The 19275-nt window shown below is 39.2% G+C and carries 20 protein-coding genes and 1 tRNA gene; 10 read left to right on the top strand and 11 right to left on the bottom strand.

From position 1 onward, the window contains the following. The first annotated feature begins 87 nt into the window (after positions 1-87). Positions 88-657 (top strand): sce7726 family protein, encoded by a 570-nt coding sequence (locus ACE01U_RS03255; RefSeq protein WP_395578693.1) that lies wholly within the window; start codon positions 88-90, stop codon positions 655-657. On the opposite strand, the gene ACE01U_RS03250 is transcribed toward ACE01U_RS03255, so the two are convergent. From ACE01U_RS03250 to ACE01U_RS03230, 5 genes are all read right to left on the bottom strand, one after another. Continuing rightward, positions 628-1737, bottom strand: coding sequence for a beta family protein (locus tag ACE01U_RS03250; RefSeq protein ID WP_395578692.1), 1110 nt, complete (start codon positions 1735-1737; stop codon positions 628-630). The genes ACE01U_RS03255 and ACE01U_RS03250 overlap by 30 nt on opposite strands. After that, positions 1730-2557 (bottom strand): ImmA/IrrE family metallo-endopeptidase, encoded by an 828-nt coding sequence (locus ACE01U_RS03245; protein WP_395578691.1) that lies wholly within the window; start codon positions 2555-2557, stop codon positions 1730-1732. The genes ACE01U_RS03250 and ACE01U_RS03245 overlap by 8 nt, the downstream gene beginning before the upstream one ends. Continuing rightward, positions 2554-3321, bottom strand: a complete 768-nt coding sequence (locus ACE01U_RS03240) for a hypothetical protein (protein WP_395578690.1) — start codon at positions 3319-3321, stop codon at positions 2554-2556. The genes ACE01U_RS03245 and ACE01U_RS03240 overlap by 4 nt, the downstream gene beginning before the upstream one ends. A 92-nt stretch (positions 3322-3413) precedes the next feature. Next, the gene (locus ACE01U_RS03235; protein ID WP_395578689.1) at positions 3414-4583 is read right to left on the bottom strand and encodes a tyrosine-type recombinase/integrase; all 1170 of its coding nucleotides are present in this window, start codon (positions 4581-4583) and stop codon (positions 3414-3416) included. A gap of 183 nt (positions 4584-4766) precedes the next feature. Further along, positions 4767-4857: transfer RNA gene (locus tag ACE01U_RS03230), tRNA-Ser, on the bottom strand. Between the two features lie 121 nt (positions 4858-4978). On the opposite strand from ACE01U_RS03230, the gene ACE01U_RS03225 reads away from it, so the two are divergent. Continuing rightward, positions 4979-6856 carry a potassium transporter Kup gene (locus ACE01U_RS03225; RefSeq protein ID WP_086209092.1) on the top strand — a complete coding sequence of 626 codons (1878 nt, stop codon included), beginning with the start codon at positions 4979-4981 and terminating at the stop codon, positions 6854-6856. 58 nt (positions 6857-6914) lie between these two features. Here ACE01U_RS03225 and ACE01U_RS03220 read toward each other — a convergent pair whose 3' ends face one another. Beyond that, on the bottom strand, positions 6915-7535 hold the full coding sequence (locus ACE01U_RS03220; RefSeq protein ID WP_395578688.1) for a hypothetical protein: 621 nt from the start codon (positions 7533-7535) through the stop codon (positions 6915-6917). Between the two features lie 255 nt (positions 7536-7790). Here ACE01U_RS03220 and ACE01U_RS03215 point away from each other — a divergent pair, with 255 nt between their 5' ends. Both ACE01U_RS03215 and ACE01U_RS03210 read left to right on the top strand, forming a co-directional pair. Further along, the gene (locus ACE01U_RS03215) at positions 7791-8882 is read left to right on the top strand and encodes a DNA/RNA non-specific endonuclease (protein ID WP_395578687.1); all 1092 of its coding nucleotides are present in this window, start codon (positions 7791-7793) and stop codon (positions 8880-8882) included. A gap of 76 nt (positions 8883-8958) precedes the next feature. Further along, positions 8959-9204 (top strand): hypothetical protein, encoded by a 246-nt coding sequence (locus ACE01U_RS03210; RefSeq protein WP_395578686.1) that lies wholly within the window; start codon positions 8959-8961, stop codon positions 9202-9204. Positions 9205-9283: 79 nt separating this feature from the next. Here ACE01U_RS03210 and aqpZ read toward each other — a convergent pair whose 3' ends face one another. Further along, positions 9284-9970: an aquaporin Z gene (gene aqpZ, locus ACE01U_RS03205; protein WP_086209088.1), complete on the bottom strand. Its 687-nt coding sequence runs from the start codon at positions 9968-9970 to the stop codon at positions 9284-9286. 130 nt (positions 9971-10100) lie between these two features. Further along, positions 10101-11102 carry an AraC family transcriptional regulator gene (locus ACE01U_RS03200; RefSeq protein ID WP_291373748.1) on the bottom strand — a complete coding sequence of 334 codons (1002 nt, stop codon included), beginning with the start codon at positions 11100-11102 and terminating at the stop codon, positions 10101-10103. Between the two features lie 110 nt (positions 11103-11212). On the opposite strand from ACE01U_RS03200, the gene ACE01U_RS03195 reads away from it, so the two are divergent. Then, positions 11213-11851 carry a hypothetical protein gene (locus tag ACE01U_RS03195; RefSeq protein WP_086209086.1) on the top strand — a complete coding sequence of 213 codons (639 nt, stop codon included), beginning with the start codon at positions 11213-11215 and terminating at the stop codon, positions 11849-11851. A gap of 325 nt (positions 11852-12176) precedes the next feature. Here ACE01U_RS03195 and ACE01U_RS03190 read toward each other — a convergent pair whose 3' ends face one another. Both ACE01U_RS03190 and hisF read right to left on the bottom strand, forming a co-directional pair. Then, the gene (locus ACE01U_RS03190) at positions 12177-12509 is read right to left on the bottom strand and encodes a hypothetical protein (protein WP_395578685.1); all 333 of its coding nucleotides are present in this window, start codon (positions 12507-12509) and stop codon (positions 12177-12179) included. 234 nt (positions 12510-12743) lie between these two features. Then, complete coding sequence (hisF, locus tag ACE01U_RS03185; protein ID WP_489752745.1) at positions 12744-13502, bottom strand: imidazole glycerol phosphate synthase subunit HisF; 759 nt, start codon at positions 13500-13502, stop codon at positions 12744-12746. A gap of 113 nt (positions 13503-13615) precedes the next feature. Here hisF and ACE01U_RS03180 point away from each other — a divergent pair, with 113 nt between their 5' ends. The 3 genes from ACE01U_RS03180 to ACE01U_RS03170 are packed head-to-tail and all read left to right on the top strand — an operon-like array spanning position 13616 to position 15631. Beyond that, entirely contained in the window at positions 13616-14566 is a 951-nt protein-coding gene (locus ACE01U_RS03180) for a homoserine kinase (RefSeq protein ID WP_086209083.1), read from the top strand. Between the two features lie 13 nt (positions 14567-14579). Then, positions 14580-15209: a DUF1294 domain-containing protein gene (locus ACE01U_RS03175; RefSeq protein WP_395578684.1), complete on the top strand. Its 630-nt coding sequence runs from the start codon at positions 14580-14582 to the stop codon at positions 15207-15209. A 29-nt stretch (positions 15210-15238) separates the two neighbouring features. Continuing rightward, on the top strand, positions 15239-15631 hold the full coding sequence (locus tag ACE01U_RS03170; RefSeq protein WP_395578683.1) for a DUF4870 family protein: 393 nt from the start codon (positions 15239-15241) through the stop codon (positions 15629-15631). A gap of 334 nt (positions 15632-15965) precedes the next feature. On the opposite strand, the gene ACE01U_RS03165 is transcribed toward ACE01U_RS03170, so the two are convergent. Then, positions 15966-16325, bottom strand: coding sequence for a COG3415 family protein (locus ACE01U_RS03165; RefSeq protein WP_086209080.1), 360 nt, complete (start codon positions 16323-16325; stop codon positions 15966-15968). Positions 16326-16454: 129 nt separating this feature from the next. Here ACE01U_RS03165 and ACE01U_RS03160 point away from each other — a divergent pair, with 129 nt between their 5' ends. Then, a complete protein-coding gene (locus ACE01U_RS03160) occupies positions 16455-17756 on the top strand; it encodes an APC family permease (protein ID WP_395578746.1) in 1302 nt (433 codons plus the stop codon). A gap of 13 nt (positions 17757-17769) precedes the next feature. Continuing rightward, on the top strand, positions 17770-19209 hold the full coding sequence (locus tag ACE01U_RS03155; protein ID WP_395578682.1) for an NAD(P)/FAD-dependent oxidoreductase: 1440 nt from the start codon (positions 17770-17772) through the stop codon (positions 19207-19209). The last annotated feature ends 66 nt before the right edge of the window (positions 19210-19275 follow it).

Here is a 19275-nt window from a genome sequence, read left to right as displayed (position 1 = left end):
TGGGGGCGAAAGCCCCTTTATTTTTTTGATAGTTTTCATAATTGTATTAGGTATAATTTACCAATATTGAATGGTAACCAACACAACATGATTCTACTCAATGATGCTGAAATAAGGCCTCAACTTATTACATGGCTGAATGGAAAGGCGATTAAACCTCAACTGATTTTGAATGAAGTGACAATTTCTGATGGTTCTGCACGTCCAGATATTATTGCTATCTATAGCTATTCCCATTGTTATGAAATAAAAGGAGATAATGATCAAATTGAGCGTATTTCAAAACAATTAGCTTATTATCAGGCATCTTTCAAAAAAAACACTTTGATAACCACTCATAAACACTTAAAAAAAGCATTAGAATTACTGCCAATCTTTTGGGGGGTTGTGGTTGCTATACCTTCAGATAATAAATCAGTTATATTTAAATATATAAGGAAGTCATCCTATAATCCATTCTATAGAAAAGATATTGCATCTAAAATTCTGTGGAAAGAGGAGATGCAAAAACTTTTAAAGAAGAAAAGTATTTCTTTTAACTCAAGATCAACTAGATTCGATCTGATTGAACTTATTAAAAGCTCATCTACTTCAAATGAAGTGGATGAGTTTGTATGTAATTCTCTTTTAAATAGAAAAATCTCTCAACATATATGACATGTGTAGATTAATGTTGGGTCTTAAAATAGATGAGGCATTAATGCCAGTTCCATTAGGTTGCTTATCAACAATGTATTTATCCCCTAAAGAATATTTTTCTTTTCTAAAAAAAGGTTGGGAGACAATATAATCAAGTAAAGGTTTGAAGGGAGCTCTTTGCCCTTTTAATCGAGAACTTCGTGCAACTAAGACTTTATTTTCATAAATATAAAAAATTTTACCTGTCATTCTACTGGCAATATCCTCAATATATAAATCAAGGAAATTAGTGTCAGGTGGCACACAAGTATAATCCCCTAAATGTATGTTTGGAATTTTCTCAATTATATGGCTGTAAACAAGAACTTCCTTTCTTTCTAAATGAATTTTTTTATTTGTTTCTACTAGATTAGCTACTGATTTTGGTAAAGATGATCCTGAAATAATTATTTCATGAAATTCTGATAAATTAATTTTTTTAAAAAAATTAATTAAATCATTTGTAATATTTAAATGATCTTCGATGTATCTTAGATCGAAAATAAGTATGATTTTGGAAAAATTATCTTTTAATATTTTTAATAAATCATTGAACTCATCTTCAATGTAGTCATAATCTTCAAATACAGATTGGATAATTCTGATTGCAATCTTATCTGTTTTGAATTTACCTAATCTTTTACTATCAATTATTGAAGCTAAATGAGCAGGAGTCCTATCATCTACGCCACATACAGGGATCATTCCTCGCATGCCGAAATTATCAATAATAGATTGATAGTTATATGTTTTACCATCAATTGAAACTAAAGGATCAATATCATAATTATCAAAATAAAATTCTGTTAACCAATTTATTTTAGATTCTAAATAAGTTATTTGTTCACTAATCTTCTTTGAAAAAGATTTATTTTTAAAATCTAACAATTCTTGAGGTGAATATTCTTCTTTCTTTTCTTTTCTTGATTTAAAAGGTAACTCATTTGGCATATCAAAAAATACGTTAACTCTGGCTTTTAAGTCATCTGTTAAATCGTTTAGGGCAAATACTTCATTTCTTTTAAATTTAAGAAATGCATAATAATTAAAATTACTCACTTATTTTATACTCCGATCTAAGAGTAGCATACTTGGGCCATTCATTGTTCTCGAAACATAGTCTACCCGCTATCACACTTGGGTGAATGTCATATAGCTTTGAGTAATTAATTAATTCTGAACTATTTCTAATAGTTTGAATTGTTCTCCAAAATGCCTTTGGAATCATTGTATCTCGTGCAAGTCTATTTGCTTGTTGTTCTACTTTACAAATTTCATTTTGATTTTCTTCATCAAAATAGTCAACAATTGGTTCTTTAAGTAAATCATAGTGTAAAACTATATGTGCTAATTCATGTAATAATGTAAACCAAAAACTATCCAAGTTTTTTAGTCGAAGAGACATCGCAATTACGGGTTTTTCATTAATTATTAATGCAACTCCATCGACTTTAGTCCCTGGTTTGGCTTCTTCAAAGATTAAATAAATACCTTGTTCTAAAAGGGTATTTTGAATTTCAGAGAGGTTATTTTTTTTGATGTTAGTATTATAAATGTGTTGTAAAAAGTCTTTATTAATAGATTTATATTTTTTATTCAAAAAACCATCTAGAAATTTTGCTTTTCCACTAACTGTTGACACCCAATAATCGACTAAATATTCATCTGCTGAATCATTCTTTTTAAATAAAGATTTAGTAGGATTGTTTAAATAGATAGAGAAAAAATTTTGATAGTTCTCATCTGTTATACCTAATTTAACTTTAATAGCTTTAGGCATTTCATTAATATAAGAATGAAATTTACTAAACTCGGCATATAGTTCATATGTTGAATTTATATTTGCACTTGCTGATATAACTTCTAACTCTAGACTCATGCTACCTCTCCAAAAATAGAATCAATAACATGATGTGGTAACTCAAAGTACTTAAGACTTGGCTTATCATTAATAGATAAATGTTGCATCTTTAATTTATCAATATAGTAACTTTCAGCTTGTTCCAATGCATGTAAAGAAAAGCGTCTTGAATTTCCATATTTTTGAGCCAGAAATTTAACGGCTTCTAATAGTAGTAGGCTTCCTAACCCACGATAACGTTTATTTTCTAAAGGGGTGAATCGATTCCACGGAGCGATTGCTATGAACTCAATGTAGAAAATATTTTCAATGGGTTGTAGAGAGCTTTCTTTAGGGAAATAAATTAAACAAGCTGCTTCAACTGAAGAGCCTACATCTAAAAAGAACCATTCATATTGATTATCAGCTTTTGTACCAGCTGTTTTACTGATCCATTCCCAATGCCAATCTTGATAATCTAGCTTTGCAACTATTTCGTTAACATCTGCTTCAGGTAAGGTTTTTAAGTATGCGAAAATATTTTGGTGATATTCTTTCCACTTATGATCACAACTCAAAGATTTTGAAAAACTATAACCATTCGAAATTTGTAATAATTGTCCTGATTCTAATAAGTTTGAGTAAATTACTTGCTGGTTAGGAGCTTGAATTGGTAATCCATAACTTTTTAACTGATTTAAAATATTTTGCCCCATAATTTCCCCCCCTTTTTTTTCATTATAACAAATAAAATCAAAAAATAAGGTAATATTAGATTTAATTCTAATAACTTGAAATTTCATATACTTTTTATAAGATTATATTTTTTCAGGTTAGAGTTAAGGTGTAGTCTTTTAAATAAATAGCTTAACTCCTTTTATGTTTAGGTAAAGGCTCAATTTTTCTCTCTCAATCCATCAATAAAATCCGACCATTCCTGCATCATTCTTGTTCGATATTCTAAATGCTGTGCATGGTTATACGCCTGAGAAACGGCATTACCAACTGTGTGAGCTAACTGTATTTCAATTGCATCATGCATATAGCCTTGCTCATGTAACGTTGTAGATGCAAGCCCCCGGAAGCCATGTCCTGTCATTTTACCTGTATAGCCCATAGTACGAATGGCACTTAAAAGAGCATTGTTACTTAAGGGCTTTGCAGTACTGTGATTATAAAAAACAAATTGTTTATTAGCTGTAAGGGATTTTAGATCTTCGATGAGTGCAATAGCTTGTCGAGATAAAGGAACAATATGAGGTAGGGCCATTTTCATTTTATAAGCTGGGATGCGCCATAACTTATTTTCAAAATCAATTTCATCCCATTCCATATTAATGAGTTCAGCTGTCCTCACAAAAGTTAAGGTCATGAACTGTAATGCTGTCTTGACTAATATGTTGCCGTGATAATGATCCATGCGTTCAAGGAAAGGAGGGAATTCAGAAATATCTAAGCGAGCCATATGCTTTACTTTGCGAGGCTTTAAAGCTTCTTGAAGGTGAGGAGTAGGATCATTCTCGATAAGACCTTTACGAATTGCATAACGGAAGATACGTCCAGCTAAAGGTATTGAGCGTTTAGCCATCTCTTGAGCACCACGAGCTTCGATTTGTTTAGCACAAGCAAGGACATCTTTACCTTTAATCTGATCAATAGGCATATGTCCTAATGCTGGAAAAAGGTCTTTCTCGAATACGGACAAGTCGCGTAAATATGTACCTTCTTTAATTACAGGTTTTCGATCTTCCATCCATTCCATAGCTAGGGATCTGAAAAGAGTACTTTCATCTGTTTGTTGTAGACGCTCATTCTTTATGGCATTCGGATCAATACTATTGTAAAGCTGGATACGGGCTTCATCACGTGTACGACGAGCTTGGGCAAGTGTGATTTCTGGATAGCTACCAATGGTTAGGGTGCTTTCACGGCCATTAAATCTATATTTTAAACGCCAGAACCTTCCACCTGAAGGTGTAACCTCCAGATATAGTCCTTTTTCGTCAGAATAGCGCTTTTTTTTATCAAGTGGCTTTATTTTTCTAACTTGAGCATCAGTAAGCATTTTTAATGGTATCCGTGCAAATTGGGGGACGAAAAATAACTTAAAAAGTCTGTCCCCCAATTATCCCCCACGATATGGGGGATTGCAATGGATGTGCTAGGATTTAACAAAACAATAAAAAAGGCTTAAACCTATGTGGCTTAAGCCTTTTAGTACCCCGTTGGATACTACGGGAAGCTAATTTGGCGGTGAAAGAGGGATTCGAACCCTCGAAACGCTATAAACGTTTACACACTTTCCAGGCGTGCTCCTTCAGCCACTCGGACACTTCACCATGGCGGAGGATAATATCGAAAAACATGGCTATCGACAAGGTGAAACAATTGAATTCGAGCAAAAGTTTTAGCTCAATGATATGATTCGCAAAAATAGTGTCGATAATTGAAGACAAGATTATGCAAAGTACTGCAAAAAAAGCCGCACTGCCTGCGATTACCTTGGCCGCTTTAGGGGTTGTGTTTGGGGATATTGGAACCAGCCCACTCTATGCATTGAAAGAATCATTTCATGCTGCACATGGTCTAGGAATTAACCCAGAGAATGTTTTGGGTATTCTGTCGATTATTTTTTGGACTATGACGATGGTCATTACCATTAAATATGCTGCGATTGTGATGCGTGCAGACAACAATGGTGAGGGTGGCATCATGGCATTGCTTGCACTCAATTTACGCAATACGAATTTTAGTGATCGTAGAAAATTGCTTTTAATTTCGATTGGTTTTATTGGGGCTTCACTATTCTTTGGGGATGGTATTATCACCCCAGCTATTTCAGTCTTATCTGCTGTAGAAGGCTTATCCATCGCAACAGATGCTCTAGACCCTTATATTGTGCCGATTGCAATTAGTGTGGTCACAGCTTTGTTTGTGATGCAAAAATATGGAACCGCTTTTGTCGGTAAATTCTTTGGACCTATCACTTTATTATGGTTTTTTTCCCTCGGCATACTTGGAATTTCGAGCATTATTCAAACGCCTTTGGTTTTAGGCATGCTCAGTCCGCATTGGGCCATTCAATTTATTGTGACCCATCCTTTAATGACGTTTTTTATTATGGGAGCCGTGGTACTGACAGTAACGGGTGGTGAAGCACTGTATGCAGATATGGGACATTTTGGACCAGTACCGATTCGCTTGGCATGGTTTATTGTGGTTTTACCTTGTTTATTGCTCAATTATGCAGGGCAAGGGGCTTTATTACTTCGCGATCCAACAGCCATTGAAAACCCGTTCTATCTTTTAGTGCCAGAGTGGGCTTTGTACCCTATGATCTTCTTGGCTACTATGGCTGCGGTCATTGCTTCTCAGGCGGTGATTTCAGGGGTATTCTCTTTGGCTCGTCAAGCGATTCAATTGGGTTATTTGCCACGTTTGAATATTAAACATACATCAGATTTAGAGCAGGGGCAGATTTATGTTCCTTTGCTGAATTGGGTCTTGTTAGCGTCAATTATTATTCTGATTCTGATTTTCCAAACCAGCTCGCAGCTTTCTCATGCCTATGGTTTAGCCGTGACGATGACTATGTTGTGTGACACTTTGCTGATTGCTGTATTTATTCGTTATACATGGAAATGGAGCATGCCAAAATTGGTACTGCTGATTATTCCATTCTTAACTTTAGATTTGGTCTTGGTCAGTGCAACTTCACTTAAAGTGCTTTCAGGTGGTTGGGTTCCTTTGCTGATTGGTGGTATTGCTTTCTTATTATTAATGACGTGGAAGCAAGGTCGAGAATTAACTTTTGCTAAGCTTCAGCAAGATACTCTACCGCTGGATTTATTTGTACAAAGTATTGGCGAACAGGCCAACTGGGTTGAAGGTGAGGCTGTTTTCCTAACTGGAACACCGACTGTTGTACCGCATGCGATGCTACACAATATGAAGCACAATAAAGTGTTACATCAAAAGAACATCATTTTGACAGTCAAAATTCAGGATGTGCCGTATGTAGAGGAACAAAATCGTTTCCATGTTGAAACCATGAATCCACATTTCTATCGCGTTGAATTGTATTATGGTTTTAAAGACGAAATGAACATTCCTTATGCACTTGAAGCCGTTTATCAAGCGATTGAGCTTGAATATAACCTGATGCAAATCAGTTTCTTCGTTTCACGTGAGCGGATCATCAGTACGGTGGGTGAGGGCATGATGCCGTGGCGTGAGAAATTATTTATTTCGATGCAAAGAAATACCAGTCCGGTGAGTGACTTCTACCAAATCCCGCCGAACCGTGTGGTTGAGTTAGGTAGTCAAATCGAGATTTAAACTTTAAAAAAACCAGCGTTTACGCTGGTTTTTTTTGGAGGATAAATGAATTGTGATCTTAGTTCATTGGATCATTGACTGGTGCTTCAGGCATCGCTTGCATGGGTTGTTCCATTGAAGCATCTTGCAAAGCTTGAGCGGGTGCATCAGGTGACGGCAATGAGTCAGATTCAACTGCATTTACTGGTGCTTCAGCCGAAGAATCGAGCTGAGGTGTAGCCGCTGGTGCAGTGTTCATATCTACATTTGCCGCTGGTGCGACAGCATCATTAAGTGCTGCTTCAGCTTGTTGTGCTGAGAGTTCGGCATTCGGTGCTAGAGGGTGTTGTTCAGTAGGCGTGGCGGCGATTTCTTGTGGAGCTGATGCATCAGGCATCACTTGTTGCACGGGCACCTCAGTCTGAGTTGTGGTTGGCATCATAGCTTGGTCATTTGGCGTACCCTGAGTAGCTTGATTCACAGGAGCGGGAACATTTGCAACATTCGGTTCAAGTAATTTAATTTGCCCTGAATTTAGGAGTTCTTGAATTGAGCCTGGTTGACCGTTCACTGTTGTGGTTATTTTGGCTTGAGATAGACTTTCCAAAGTATCGCCGGGTTGAATAGGTGGTTCAGCAAAAGCAGAAGCACTGACCACTGTACCGATTAAACCAATTGACATTAAAATTTTAGAATGCATAAGAACTCCGTAAAAGGCATGTATTATTTGTTCGATTCCTTTTTACCTTGGCATATAATTTGAAGTGACAGCAATCAAAGATACGCAATCGCATCACGTTGCCGTAGAAAAACTCTACAAAAAAGACATTTTGTTACATGCAAAATCATCTAAATTTGCAGTTTTGTTTAATTGTTATGCGAATAGCTTTAGAGCGATATACTTCGTATACGCTGATTGTTAAGCTCGTGAAAAATAGATGTTTATGTAGTTGTGATGGCGAAGAAGAAAAGCGGTTCAGGTCAGTCTGTATTTAAAATGTTTAATCAAAATGGGCTGAAATTCATCTTGGGATTAGTGGCAACAGGAAGTTTTGCAATTGCCTTTGGTCAGGAAAAAATTCAGCAATACGTTTCTTTAAGTCCAAGTTCCAATGCAGCCTGTTTAGAGCAGTTTTACCGAGAAACTCCGCCCTATTTGTTGAAAGATAGTTTGAGCAAACACAGTTATGCACTGTGCTTTAATGGTTTTAATGTCATGTATTCGGGTGTTTCAAAAACACCACTGTGGGTAGCAGAAGCGTTGACGCCACAACGTCTGAGTCAGAAAATCCCGCGCGAGGATAATTTCCATGAGGAATCAAATGTTGCGGTAACCCATCGCGCGACATTGTCCGACTATCGAGGCTCAGGCTATGACCGTGGACACATGGCGCCTAATGCCGATATGCCGAATAAAGATGCACAATTTGACAGTTTTTCTTTGGCCAATATGGTACCGCAAGCCCCTAAAAATAATCAGCAGGTCTGGCGTGAATTAGAAGAAGCGACGCGCGCAATTGTGACCAAACAAAAGCTTGATGTTTTTGTAGTGACTGGACCTGTATTTCAGGGCAAGAAGCTTAAAACCATTGGACAGGGAGTGATTGTTCCGAGTGCGGTTTATAAGGCTGTGTATATGCCAAAAACAGGGGCGATTGGGGCGTATTATGCACCGAATGATAATTCACAGCAGGTAAAAGTTGTCAGTGTTTGCTATTTGGAAGAGCAGTTGGGAATGAATCTGTTTCCGCAACTGACAGAAGAACAAAAGCGCAATACCTACAAGCTCCCGCTGACAGCAAATGCTGTCAAAGCTCAACATGCCATTCAATATTCGCATTGGGATGCAGAAAGCCAGTGTGCGGAAGATGTTTCATCAGAGCAGCTCAAAGCGTTACAAAAAGACTTTAAGTCGGGGTCGAGTCAGTCGAGTGCAAAAAGCACAGATCAGACCAACAGTACAGGCATTGATTCGGCTACACAGGATGCTATTGTGAAGCAATTGATTGACGTATTGTTGCAATATATTTTGCAGCTGTTACGTTAAAGTTCTAAGCAGCTGGATGTGTATAGGTTCAGCTGCTTTATTCGATGACTGAAGCATAAATAAGAGTAAAAATAATATGTTTAAACCTTTTATACGGGGAGCGGAGTCACATGCCATTCATGACTTGACTCTTGATAATGACGTGGACTGTGTCAGTATTTATGGCAATTTACAACTCACCAAAGACCAAGTGGGTTTAGCCGCAGCCAAAGCATTACAGAGCTATATCAATGCCATCGTGCAACAGCTAGAAAGCGAGGTTCAACTTCCTGAAAAAATTCAGCGTTCAGAGACAGGGGAAATTGATAACCCTTTTTTATAAGTTCTAAGCATGTTCCATGTGGAACATTTAAAAAGCCCACATTCGTGGGCGTTATGCTGGTAGGGAATGGGAACAGCGTCTAAGCCTTTCTTTCCAAAATTTTATAAATGATGGCACCGATAATTGCGCCAATAATAGGTGCCACCCAAAATAACCAAAGTTGGCTTAACGCAGCGGTTTCGGCAAAGAGGGCAACACCTGTACTACGGGCTGGATTGACCGAAGTGTTGGTGACAGGAATACTAATCAAGTGAATAAGTGTGAGAGCCAGACCAATCGCGATTGGGGCAAAACCAGAAGGTGCAAGTTTATCGGTCGCACCCATAATGATAATTAAAAACATTGCTGTTAGGACAATTTCAATAATTAAAGCTGAGATTAAAGAATACTGACCAGGAGAGAGCTCGGCATAACCATTGCTGGCAAATCCTCCTGTGCCAACAAACCCGGCTTGCCCTTGTACAATCAAATACAAAACCCAAGCTGCTAAAATTGCACCAATAACTTGAGAAATAATATAGGGAATCAGATCTTTGCTCTCAAAGCGACCACCGACCCATAAACCGATACTGACGGCAGGGTTAAAGTGTCCACCCGAGATGTGTCCGAGTGCAAAAGCACCCGTTAAAACGGTTAAACCAAAGGCAAGAGCAACGCCTAGAAAGCCGATGCCCAATTCAGGGAAAGCTGCAGCAAAAATAGCACTGCCACAACCTCCGAAGACCAACCAAAATGTTCCGATGAATTCAGCAAGATATTTATTCATAATGCGCCTTTTGTAGTTATTGATGTTTTATTTGTTTACAACGTATATTTAACGAGAAAACGATCGTTTTTCAATCAATTTTAACAAAAAAAGCGTGACATCTTGATGACCTTAGAAAATTTGAGGATTGTTAGTCAACGTGTTGTAGTCGCCATTGTTGCGGGGTGAGCTCAGTCCATTGTTTAAAGGCACGCTGAAAAGCACTTTGTTCAGAATAACTGAGCAAGAGGGCAATTTCCTGTAAGCTCAAGTGTGGATCTTTTAAATATTGTTCTGCCAAGACACGTCTTACTTGTTGCATTCTGTGTTGATAAGTCGTGCCTTGTTGTTGTAAGTGGCGCTGTAGTTGTCGTACTGAAAAGCTCAATTGCTTCGCAATATGCTCAATTTGATATTGGTTTTTTTGGAGTCCTGTCAAAATAGCATGTTGTAGCCGTTGGTCAATGTGAGTGGAATTGGGCAATTTTTCAAGTAGGGCTTCGGCTTGCTGTAACAGTAGTTTTTGTAAGGTTTGATCGCCTTGTTGAAAAGGCATAGATAATTCACGCAGTGGAATCATCATCATCGGTCGACTTTGGGAAAAGCGAACGCGACAATTAAAATACTGTTCATACTGTAGGGTATTTTTAGGGGTAGGATGCGTGAAGTGCACTTCATAAAGCTGAATATCTTCATGGGCGACAAAGTGTTTCATAAATTGAATCATCAGTGCCATTGCCACTTCATTACTCAGTTGTGTGGTGAGTTCAATCGGCATTTCCACCCAACCAAAACATAGGTTTTCACCTTCAACGGCAACATATAATGAGCTACCATCATAAATCAGCCGATGAAAGTCATGGTAACGGGTCAGTGCTTCACCAAGCGTCTCACAGGATAGTGCAATATAGGCCAAGATACCTAAATGCTTAGGTTGTACATATTGAGCAATGTCGAGTCCGAGAGCCGGCGTTTGTAGATGGCTGTCGAGATCATTCAACAACGCTAACCACAGAGCATAATCAAAACGTTCTAGATTCTGAACTTTCTCAAGTTTTTCAGAAATTGGATAGCCCACCGCTTGGCAATAGGCATAAAGTAAATGACCTAGTCCGCCGTATACTGAACCTGTGTAGTCTTTGAAATGTTGCATTTATTCGCTCTATTGTTCTTGTCGTGATTTGTCAATGAATTGGAATGCTAGGGTCAATATTTAGCATAGTTTCCACATTATATTCAATCTGAAAACAGGAGGGATTTGACATGTGGAAGGGTTTTGTCGCGGGATTGGTGGTGGCCAATGCCTTTGAGTGGGTGGCACATAAATATATTTTGCATGGTACACACCGTGCGGGTAAGCCACGCTACAGCCCTGTGCCTGACAGCATGAAGTCACATTGGGAGCATCACCGAGAAGTACGTAAAACGGCGTTTCACGACCACGGGTATGTTGAAGGCTGGAGTAACTGGCGTACTAAAAATGAGATCATTTCACTGGCTGTAGTCGCGGGTGTATTTGGAACATTATTTTATCCAGTGTCCAAAGGGATGACTTTATCTGTGCTGTATTCTGCTGGAAACTATTATTATATTCACCGCCGTGCGCACTTAGAACCTGACTGGGCAATGCGTAAAATTCCGTGGCACTATGACCACCACATGAACTCTAATCAGGATGCCAACTGGTGTGTGACTAAGCCGTGGTTTGACTATATTTTAGGGACTCGCGTGATTTCATCATTGGACTTGCAAGAACAAAATCCATTGGGCATTACCTTGCCTCAAGGCGTGTCTGAGCGTTTAACTCAATGGGTAAATCAGGTCTTTCCTGCAAAATGGGTTAAGGCACCAGAAGCTGTTGAGAGTAAGCCTAGGCAGATGACAGAAACTATCGCTGGATAATAGGGTCAATGTGAGAGTTGTCGTGATTTGTCAATAAAATTGGTATGTATTGTCAATATTTCATCATTTGAACATCTTATAGTAAAGCTGTTGATGAGGTGATTTCACTTCATGAGCTTAGTACGTCATTTTTCATTTTCCAGTTTAACAGAGCAATATAGTCGTTATTCTAGGTTTATAGGGAGTCGCAAGACTCCCTTTTTTTATCTCAAAAATTGAGAGTGTAGGTTCGAACAAGATCCAGAGAGCATTCTAAGCTTTAACATCTGCTGCATAATTGAGGCAATGGCACTAGCTGTGAATGAGTACAGTGGAATTGAGCTTTTTAATTCATCTGTTTTTTAAAGCCCGTTAAAATATAGCGATCCATTTCGTCCTTATACTGTGGAGAAAACTGGAAGCAAATGGGGTCATTCGCTTTTAATGTGTTCAGCTCTGGAAAGCGTTGTCTGGCTTGTAGACTGTTGGTAAATATGAACCCTTGTCGATCATTTTGAAAATAAAAGGCTTTTTCAATGCTGACGTTGTGTCGGTTTTGCTGTCTGATTTCTACCCATTGATGAAAAGTTCCGCAATAACGAATTTGCTCAGGGGCGGCAAAGGCTTTTTTATAATACTGTGTGAGTTGGTATTCTGAGAACATTACATAACTAAACATGCACAAGCCTAAGAGGGGAATAATGGCGAACATGGTAAAAGGATGATCTGTGTATTTTCTTAATAGGTACAGTAATAGAAATAAGAAAGCGATGCCAAAGATAAGAAAAATAACCTGTAAGTCTTGCACTGTTTGATCTCTAATTGTTGTTCTAAATAGTTATAAAAAACTGAAGTCATAAAAAAAAGAGCATCTTTCGATACTCTTTTAATCATTTCAGAATGATGCTGTCAATTATAAACGCATTTCAATGCCTTGTTCTGCAAGGTATTTCTTCGCTTCAGGAATGGTGTGTTGCCCAAAGTGGAAAATTGAAGCAGCCAGTACGGCGTCGGCTCCACCTTTTAAAATACCATCGGCCAAGTGCTGTAAGTTGCCAACACCACCCGAAGCAATGGTTGGAATAGTGACGCGGTCATTGATTTGGCGCATCAGCTCGAGGTCATATCCTGCTTTGGTGCCATCGGCATCCATCGAGGTAATCAACAGTTCACCTGCGCCAAAGTGAGCCATTTTTACTGACCACTCAATGGCATCAATGCCTGTTGGTTTACGTCCACCATGAGTGAAAATTTCCCATTTATTTTCACCCGTTTTTTTCGCATCAATAGCAACCACAATACACTGTGCGCCAAAGCGTTGCGATGCTTCTTGGACAAATTCAGGATTAAACACAGCTGCTGAGTTAATGCTCACTTTGTCTGCACCAGCATTGAGTAAGAGACGAATGTCTTCAACTTTACGTACCCCACCACCGACGGTTAAGGGAACAAAAACCGTTTCAGCCATACGTTCAACGGTACGGTAGGTTGTGTCGCGACCATTTGAGGTTGCTGTAATATCTAAGAAGGTAATTTCATCAGCACCTTGCTCGTTATATCGGCGTGCTACTTCTACTGGGTCACCTGCATCACGAATATCAAGGAATTGAACACCTTTCACTACACGACCGTTGTCTACGTCGAGGCAAGGAATAATACGTTTAGCTAGCATAATTTTTTCCAAAAATAACAGCCGATTATGAAACTTCGCGACTTAGATGCTACACCTTAATAGTCGGAGCAGGTATTCTATCAAACTTATGTAAGTTTTTTCGCAGGTTTTATATGTCGGTTTATACCACTTTGACTTTACAGGAAGTTCAGGCGTTTGCAGCACCTTATGGACTAGAGGTGATGGATCTGATCCCGATTCAAGGCGGTATTCAAAATACGAACTATTTTATTGTGTGTGAAAATGCTGTGCAGTACGTGTTAACTGTATTTGAAGAGATGGATGAACAAGGCGCAGGCGAGTTGGTTCCTGTACTTGAGCATTTGGGTCAAGCAGGTTTAACGGTACCCGTGCCATTAAGTCATTCAGGCAAAGCCATTCATAGCTTAAAAGAGAAGCCCGCACAAATTGCCCCACGGATGATGGGCAAACATCCCATGCCTGCGACCCTTGAGCAAACTGAGGCAATTGCCGTTGCACAAGCGAAAATGCATGTCGCACTGCAAGATTTTCCACTGGAACGTGCAGAATACCGTGACCATGATTACTGGCTGGCGGTGGCATTAGACATGAAACCGACTTTAACTGAAGCGGATCAAGCATTATTGAGCAAATTATTGGGTCTATACGATGCATTGTCGGCGGTTTATCCGAATCGTCCAAAAGGTTTTATTCATTCGGACTTATTTCGAGACAACACTTTGTTTGAGGGCAATCAGCTCAAGGGCATTTTAGACTTTTATGAACTGAATAAAGATGAGTTCTTGTTCGATATTGCGATTACGCTGAATGACTTCTGCACCGAATACCCAAGTGTACATTTAAATGAAGCCAAGGCCATCGCATTTTTAAACGCCTATGAAAGCATTCGTCCTTTGACTGCTGATGAAAAATCTTGCCTAGAGTTGTATCTCGCAATGGCTGCTGCACGTTTTTGGATGATGCGTTTACAAGTGGCACAAAAAAATGCAGAACAAGGCCGTACTGGGGAGGATATTTTGCAGAAAAATCCTGTCGAAATGCGTAATATGGTGATTGACCGCTTAAAGTTTGTAACTACTTAAATAGGAAAGAAAAATGCGTGACCAAGGACGACTCATTGAATGGTTTGATGATAAGGGCTACGGCTTTATTCAGCCTAACGATGACAGCAAAGATCGCGTGTTTTTACATATCAAGGACTTTGCGCGGCAAGGTCCTCGCCCCATAGTAGGATGTGCATTGGAATATAATGCGATTTTAGATGCGCAAGGGCGTTATCGTGCACAGCAAGTCAGCTATTTAAAAGCATCACAAACCCAAAATAATCGGACTCAAAAGAAGCCCCTGAAAAAGACCGTACAAGGCCAAAATTTGCGTCCAATGCAAATCGCTTCGGTGGCGTACATTGTTGTTTTAGCGCTGTTGGTGCTGCTGGGGCGTTTAAGTGGATTGCTGTTGCTCTTTATTAGTTTAATGAATGCAGCCAGTTATTGGTGCTATGCACAAGACAAAGAAGCGGCGCAAAATGGGCAGCGCCGCGTACCTGAAAATACGTTGCATCTGCTTTCATTTTTAGGCGGATGGCCTGCCGCATGGCTGGCACAGCAAAAGCTACGTCATAAAACACAAAAACAACCCTTTAGAAAGATTTACTTTTGTACAATCTTTTTCAATATTCTTTTAATTTTATGGCTTATTTCTCCTTTCAATAGTTTGCCTATTTAAAGTCAAAAGCCCACTTTATGAGGGACAATATGAATTATTCAGTCGATCAAGATCCGAATCGTAGCCTGACCTTTATTCTTTATATTTTGTATATTGTTGCGATTTTTTCCGCAGGAATTTTAGCAGTGATCGCTTTAGTCATTAATTACATCAAGCGCGATGCAGTCCGTGGTTCTATTTTTGAGAGCCATTTTACATGGCAGATTCGCACGTTTTGGTGGTATTTAATTTGGAACGTGATTGCCTTTGTGCCGTTTCTTTTCTTATTCTTTACAGGTGAAAATGCCACGGCATTTGCAGGTGTAGCACTAGGCGCTTCAACCTTCTGCATCGCCGTGATTGTACTGTCATGGGTGTGGATTGTATATCGTGCCATTAAAGGCATCATTCGTTTAAATGATAATGAGCCGATGTATCAATAAGACCAGATGACTTTAAAAGGGCAGTTTGCCCTTTTTTTAGGTCTGTATCTTTTGAGATGGGATTTATGCACTGAGATGAAACCATATAATGCAGCAGTTTCACTATTTTTGCGCAGGCTTTAAAAAAGCACTGTACCAAATTAAATTTTATGTTTTACATTTTTGTTCAATAAATCTTACATTTTTAATATTTATAATTTACATTTTTATTTAATATATTTTACATATTTAATAATTTAAATTTACTTTTTTAATAAAATAACTATACATTAATGTACAGTTATTTATATAAAAATATGTTCGATATTGATTATAAAAAATAGCATGATTCTGGCTAGGCATAGAATCTTCCACGACGACGACGCAAGCCTAAAACATGAATGGCACGAACCAGTACGGCATAAGAAACTGAATAGCCAAAGTGCTGTTCAAAAAGTGGAACTAAATCGCTAATATTTTGAAATTTTGTATTTTTAACAAATACTTGGAATTCATTCCAGTCTTTAATGTGGCTAGGTGCTCCACGATTACTAGCCGCTTTTGGAGATAAATCTCCAGTTTCTTCCTCTAGCTTAATCCATGCATCGAGGGTCACACGTGAGATGTTGAATTCTTTGCAAACAGCAACCTTATAATCAGTGAGTTTATAGCGTTGAATTGCTGCTTTTCGAGTTTCTAAATCGTATTTAGGCATTTTATTCAATATTCTTAAAATACAGAAGATGCTATTATATGGCATAGTTGTTGCAAAAACCAAAATCACTAGATTGAAAAATGAAAGATGGTGATTTCGGTGAAAAATGCAGATTTTTCTTTAAAGAAAATGTCACTATGGCAAGTGGTCATTATTGGTGTGGCCTACATGACCCCAATGGTGGTGTTCGATACTTTTGGTATCGTGTCTGGGATCACCGATGGTCGTGTGCCATTCGCGTATATTCTGGCGTTGTTTGCAATGCTATTAACGGCATTTAGTTATGCACGTTTTAGTCGGGTCAGCGGTGACTCAGGCTCTGCTTATAACTACACCGCACAGTCCTGTGGAGCTAAAGCGGGCTTTTTTGTTGGTTGGTGTTCACTGCTCGATTATATTTTACTGCCTTTAGTTAATGCTTTACTGGCGGGTATTTATTTGGAAGCGGTCATTCCGAGCGTGCCCTATTGGGTCTGGGTGGTTTTATTTACAGGTTTAGTCACCCTAATCAACTGCTTCCGAATCAATATTTTAGCGAACTTGAGTTTGGTGTTTGTGCTTTTGCCCTTACTGTTGATGGTTCTGTTTATTTATTTGGTTATTCAAGGGGTGGGGTCAGCGCAAGGCTATGATCATGTACTGACTTTAGCACCATTGTTTAATGGGGACAGCTCTGTTTTACCTTTGATTGCGGGGGCCTCCATTTTATGTTTTTCATTTTTGGGTTTTGATGCAGTTACAACCATGTCGCATGAGACCAAAGATCCGCAAAAGAACATTCCGCGTGCGGTTTTACTTACCACATTGGCTGGGGGGGCCATCTTTATCACAGCATCATGGTTTATTCAGTTGTACTTCCCAACGAATGTGCGTTTTAACAAACCTGATGAAGCTTTACCTGAGATTGTTCTCTATGTCGGAGGGGCATTGTTCCAAGCTGTATTTCTGTGTGCTCAAATCATGAATACCTTTGCTTCAGGTCTGGCGACTCATGCGAGTGCTTCACGCCTAATTCATATTATGGCGAAAGATGGCATTTTCCCCAAAGCAACCTTTGGACAATTACATGCAAGACTGGGTACCCCCTTGTACGCGGTATTGAGCATTGGCTTGATCTCATTGTCTGCCATTTTCTTAGATCTTGCGACCGTGGTCAGCATGATTAGTTTTGGTGCATTGATTGCCTTTACGGCGGTGAACTTCTCGGTTTTTGTGAAGTTTTATCTGTTGGAAAAACAAACTCAAGGCGTCAAAAACAAATGTCTCAATTTGATCCTGCCTCTGTTATCCGTATTGGTGATGCTTTGCCTGTGGGTCAACTTAGAACGAAATGCCCTGATTTTTGGGTGCTCTTGGCTAGCAATTGGTATTGGGTTATTTATTTATAAGAAATTGAAAAAGCAAAACATTGTAATTGGAAATGCATACTAAACCTTGCATGAAAATGAAAGTAATATTGAGTGTAAATGAAATGAATATGAATAAACCGACATTTGTAGATGACGTTGAATACAAAGCCAGTTCTGCTGTACAAAGCGGCAAAGAGTGGAATTGGTTAAACCCGCAACATGGTGCGTTTGATCATCCTGCCAATTACTATGAAAGTTCAATGCATGTATGGCATGAGTTTGACGCTTTAAATGCAGATATCGAATGTGATGTCGTAGTGATAGGTGGTGGCTTACTGGGAACCTCGGCAGCACTGCATTTGTCGGAGCAGGGTGTAGATACGGTCTTGGTTGAAAAGAACCGAGTGGGCAGTGCTGCCTCAGGGCGCAATGGTGGGCAACTCACACCAGGATTGGCACGTTGGGAAGCCGAAACCATGATCGAGCACTTCAGCTTTGAAGAGGCAAAAAAGTTATGGCACTTTACCTCAACTGAAGCCATGACTTTGATTGATGACATTACTGAAAAATATGATTTAGATTTACAACGTAAACGTGGACATCTAACGGCCGCAGTACACCCAGGGCATTTAGATGCCTTGCGTGAAGGCATGCAAGCACGTCAGTACTTAGATGAAAAAAATACCTCAATGCTGACCCAAGAGGAATTACGAGAGCATGTGCAATCGGATAACTATTTTGGCGGCTTATTGGATCATCTAGGTGGACATATTCATCCTTTAGCATTGACACGTGGTTTGGCGTATGGCTTTTGCCAAAAGGGCGGTAGCATCTATGAGCAAACAGAAGTGCAGTCGATTCAGGAACGTGCTGATGGTATTTATGTGACCACAGCGCAAGGGGTGATTAAAGCGCGTAAAAGCGTGGTGATGGCTGTACACCATGCTTCATTTAAACTATTAGAAGAACGTAATCAAACTACGATTCCTTTTTATACTTACGTCTGTACCACAGCACCTTTAGCATTAGATTTGAAAGAGCTATTGCCGACGGATCTGCCTGTATACGATACGCAATTTCAAATTGACTACTACCGTGGCGTTTCAAAAAACCGATTGTTATTTGGGGGCGAAGGCACTGGCTCGTGTTGGAGTCCTGAACAAACCCATGACTATTTGCTGGGACGTATTCAGCATGTATTTCCTCAGTTAGAGCAGGTGGCACTTGACTTTGTGTGGAGTGGAACGACAGATTTAACCGTTAATGGTGCGGCAGACAGTCGGAAATTTGGTCATCAATATCCCATTTATGCTGTACAGGGCTGGAGTGGGCATGGTGTTGCGCAAACGGTGCGTATTGGTAAAGCCATTGCCGATGATTTCTGTGGTCAATGTGATGATTTTAATATGTTGACCCGAATTCAACATCAGAACATTCCTTTTGGTCGGGCATTGGCACCGTTAGTGATTCCAATTGCCAAAAGTATGTATGGTTTAGGAGCAATGATTAATCCGGGTAAGATGGTATCGTTCTAAACATGAACTTGTGCTGCTGAATCTATACAATTTATGTTTAGACTCAGCAGACACCGCATTTGAACG

The organism is Acinetobacter halobius, assembly GCF_044130335.1.
Taxonomy (GTDB): domain Bacteria; phylum Pseudomonadota; class Gammaproteobacteria; order Pseudomonadales; family Moraxellaceae; genus Acinetobacter.
The sequence above is the reverse complement of the archived record's forward strand: the minus strand, read 5'-3'. Positions and strand labels throughout refer to the sequence as shown.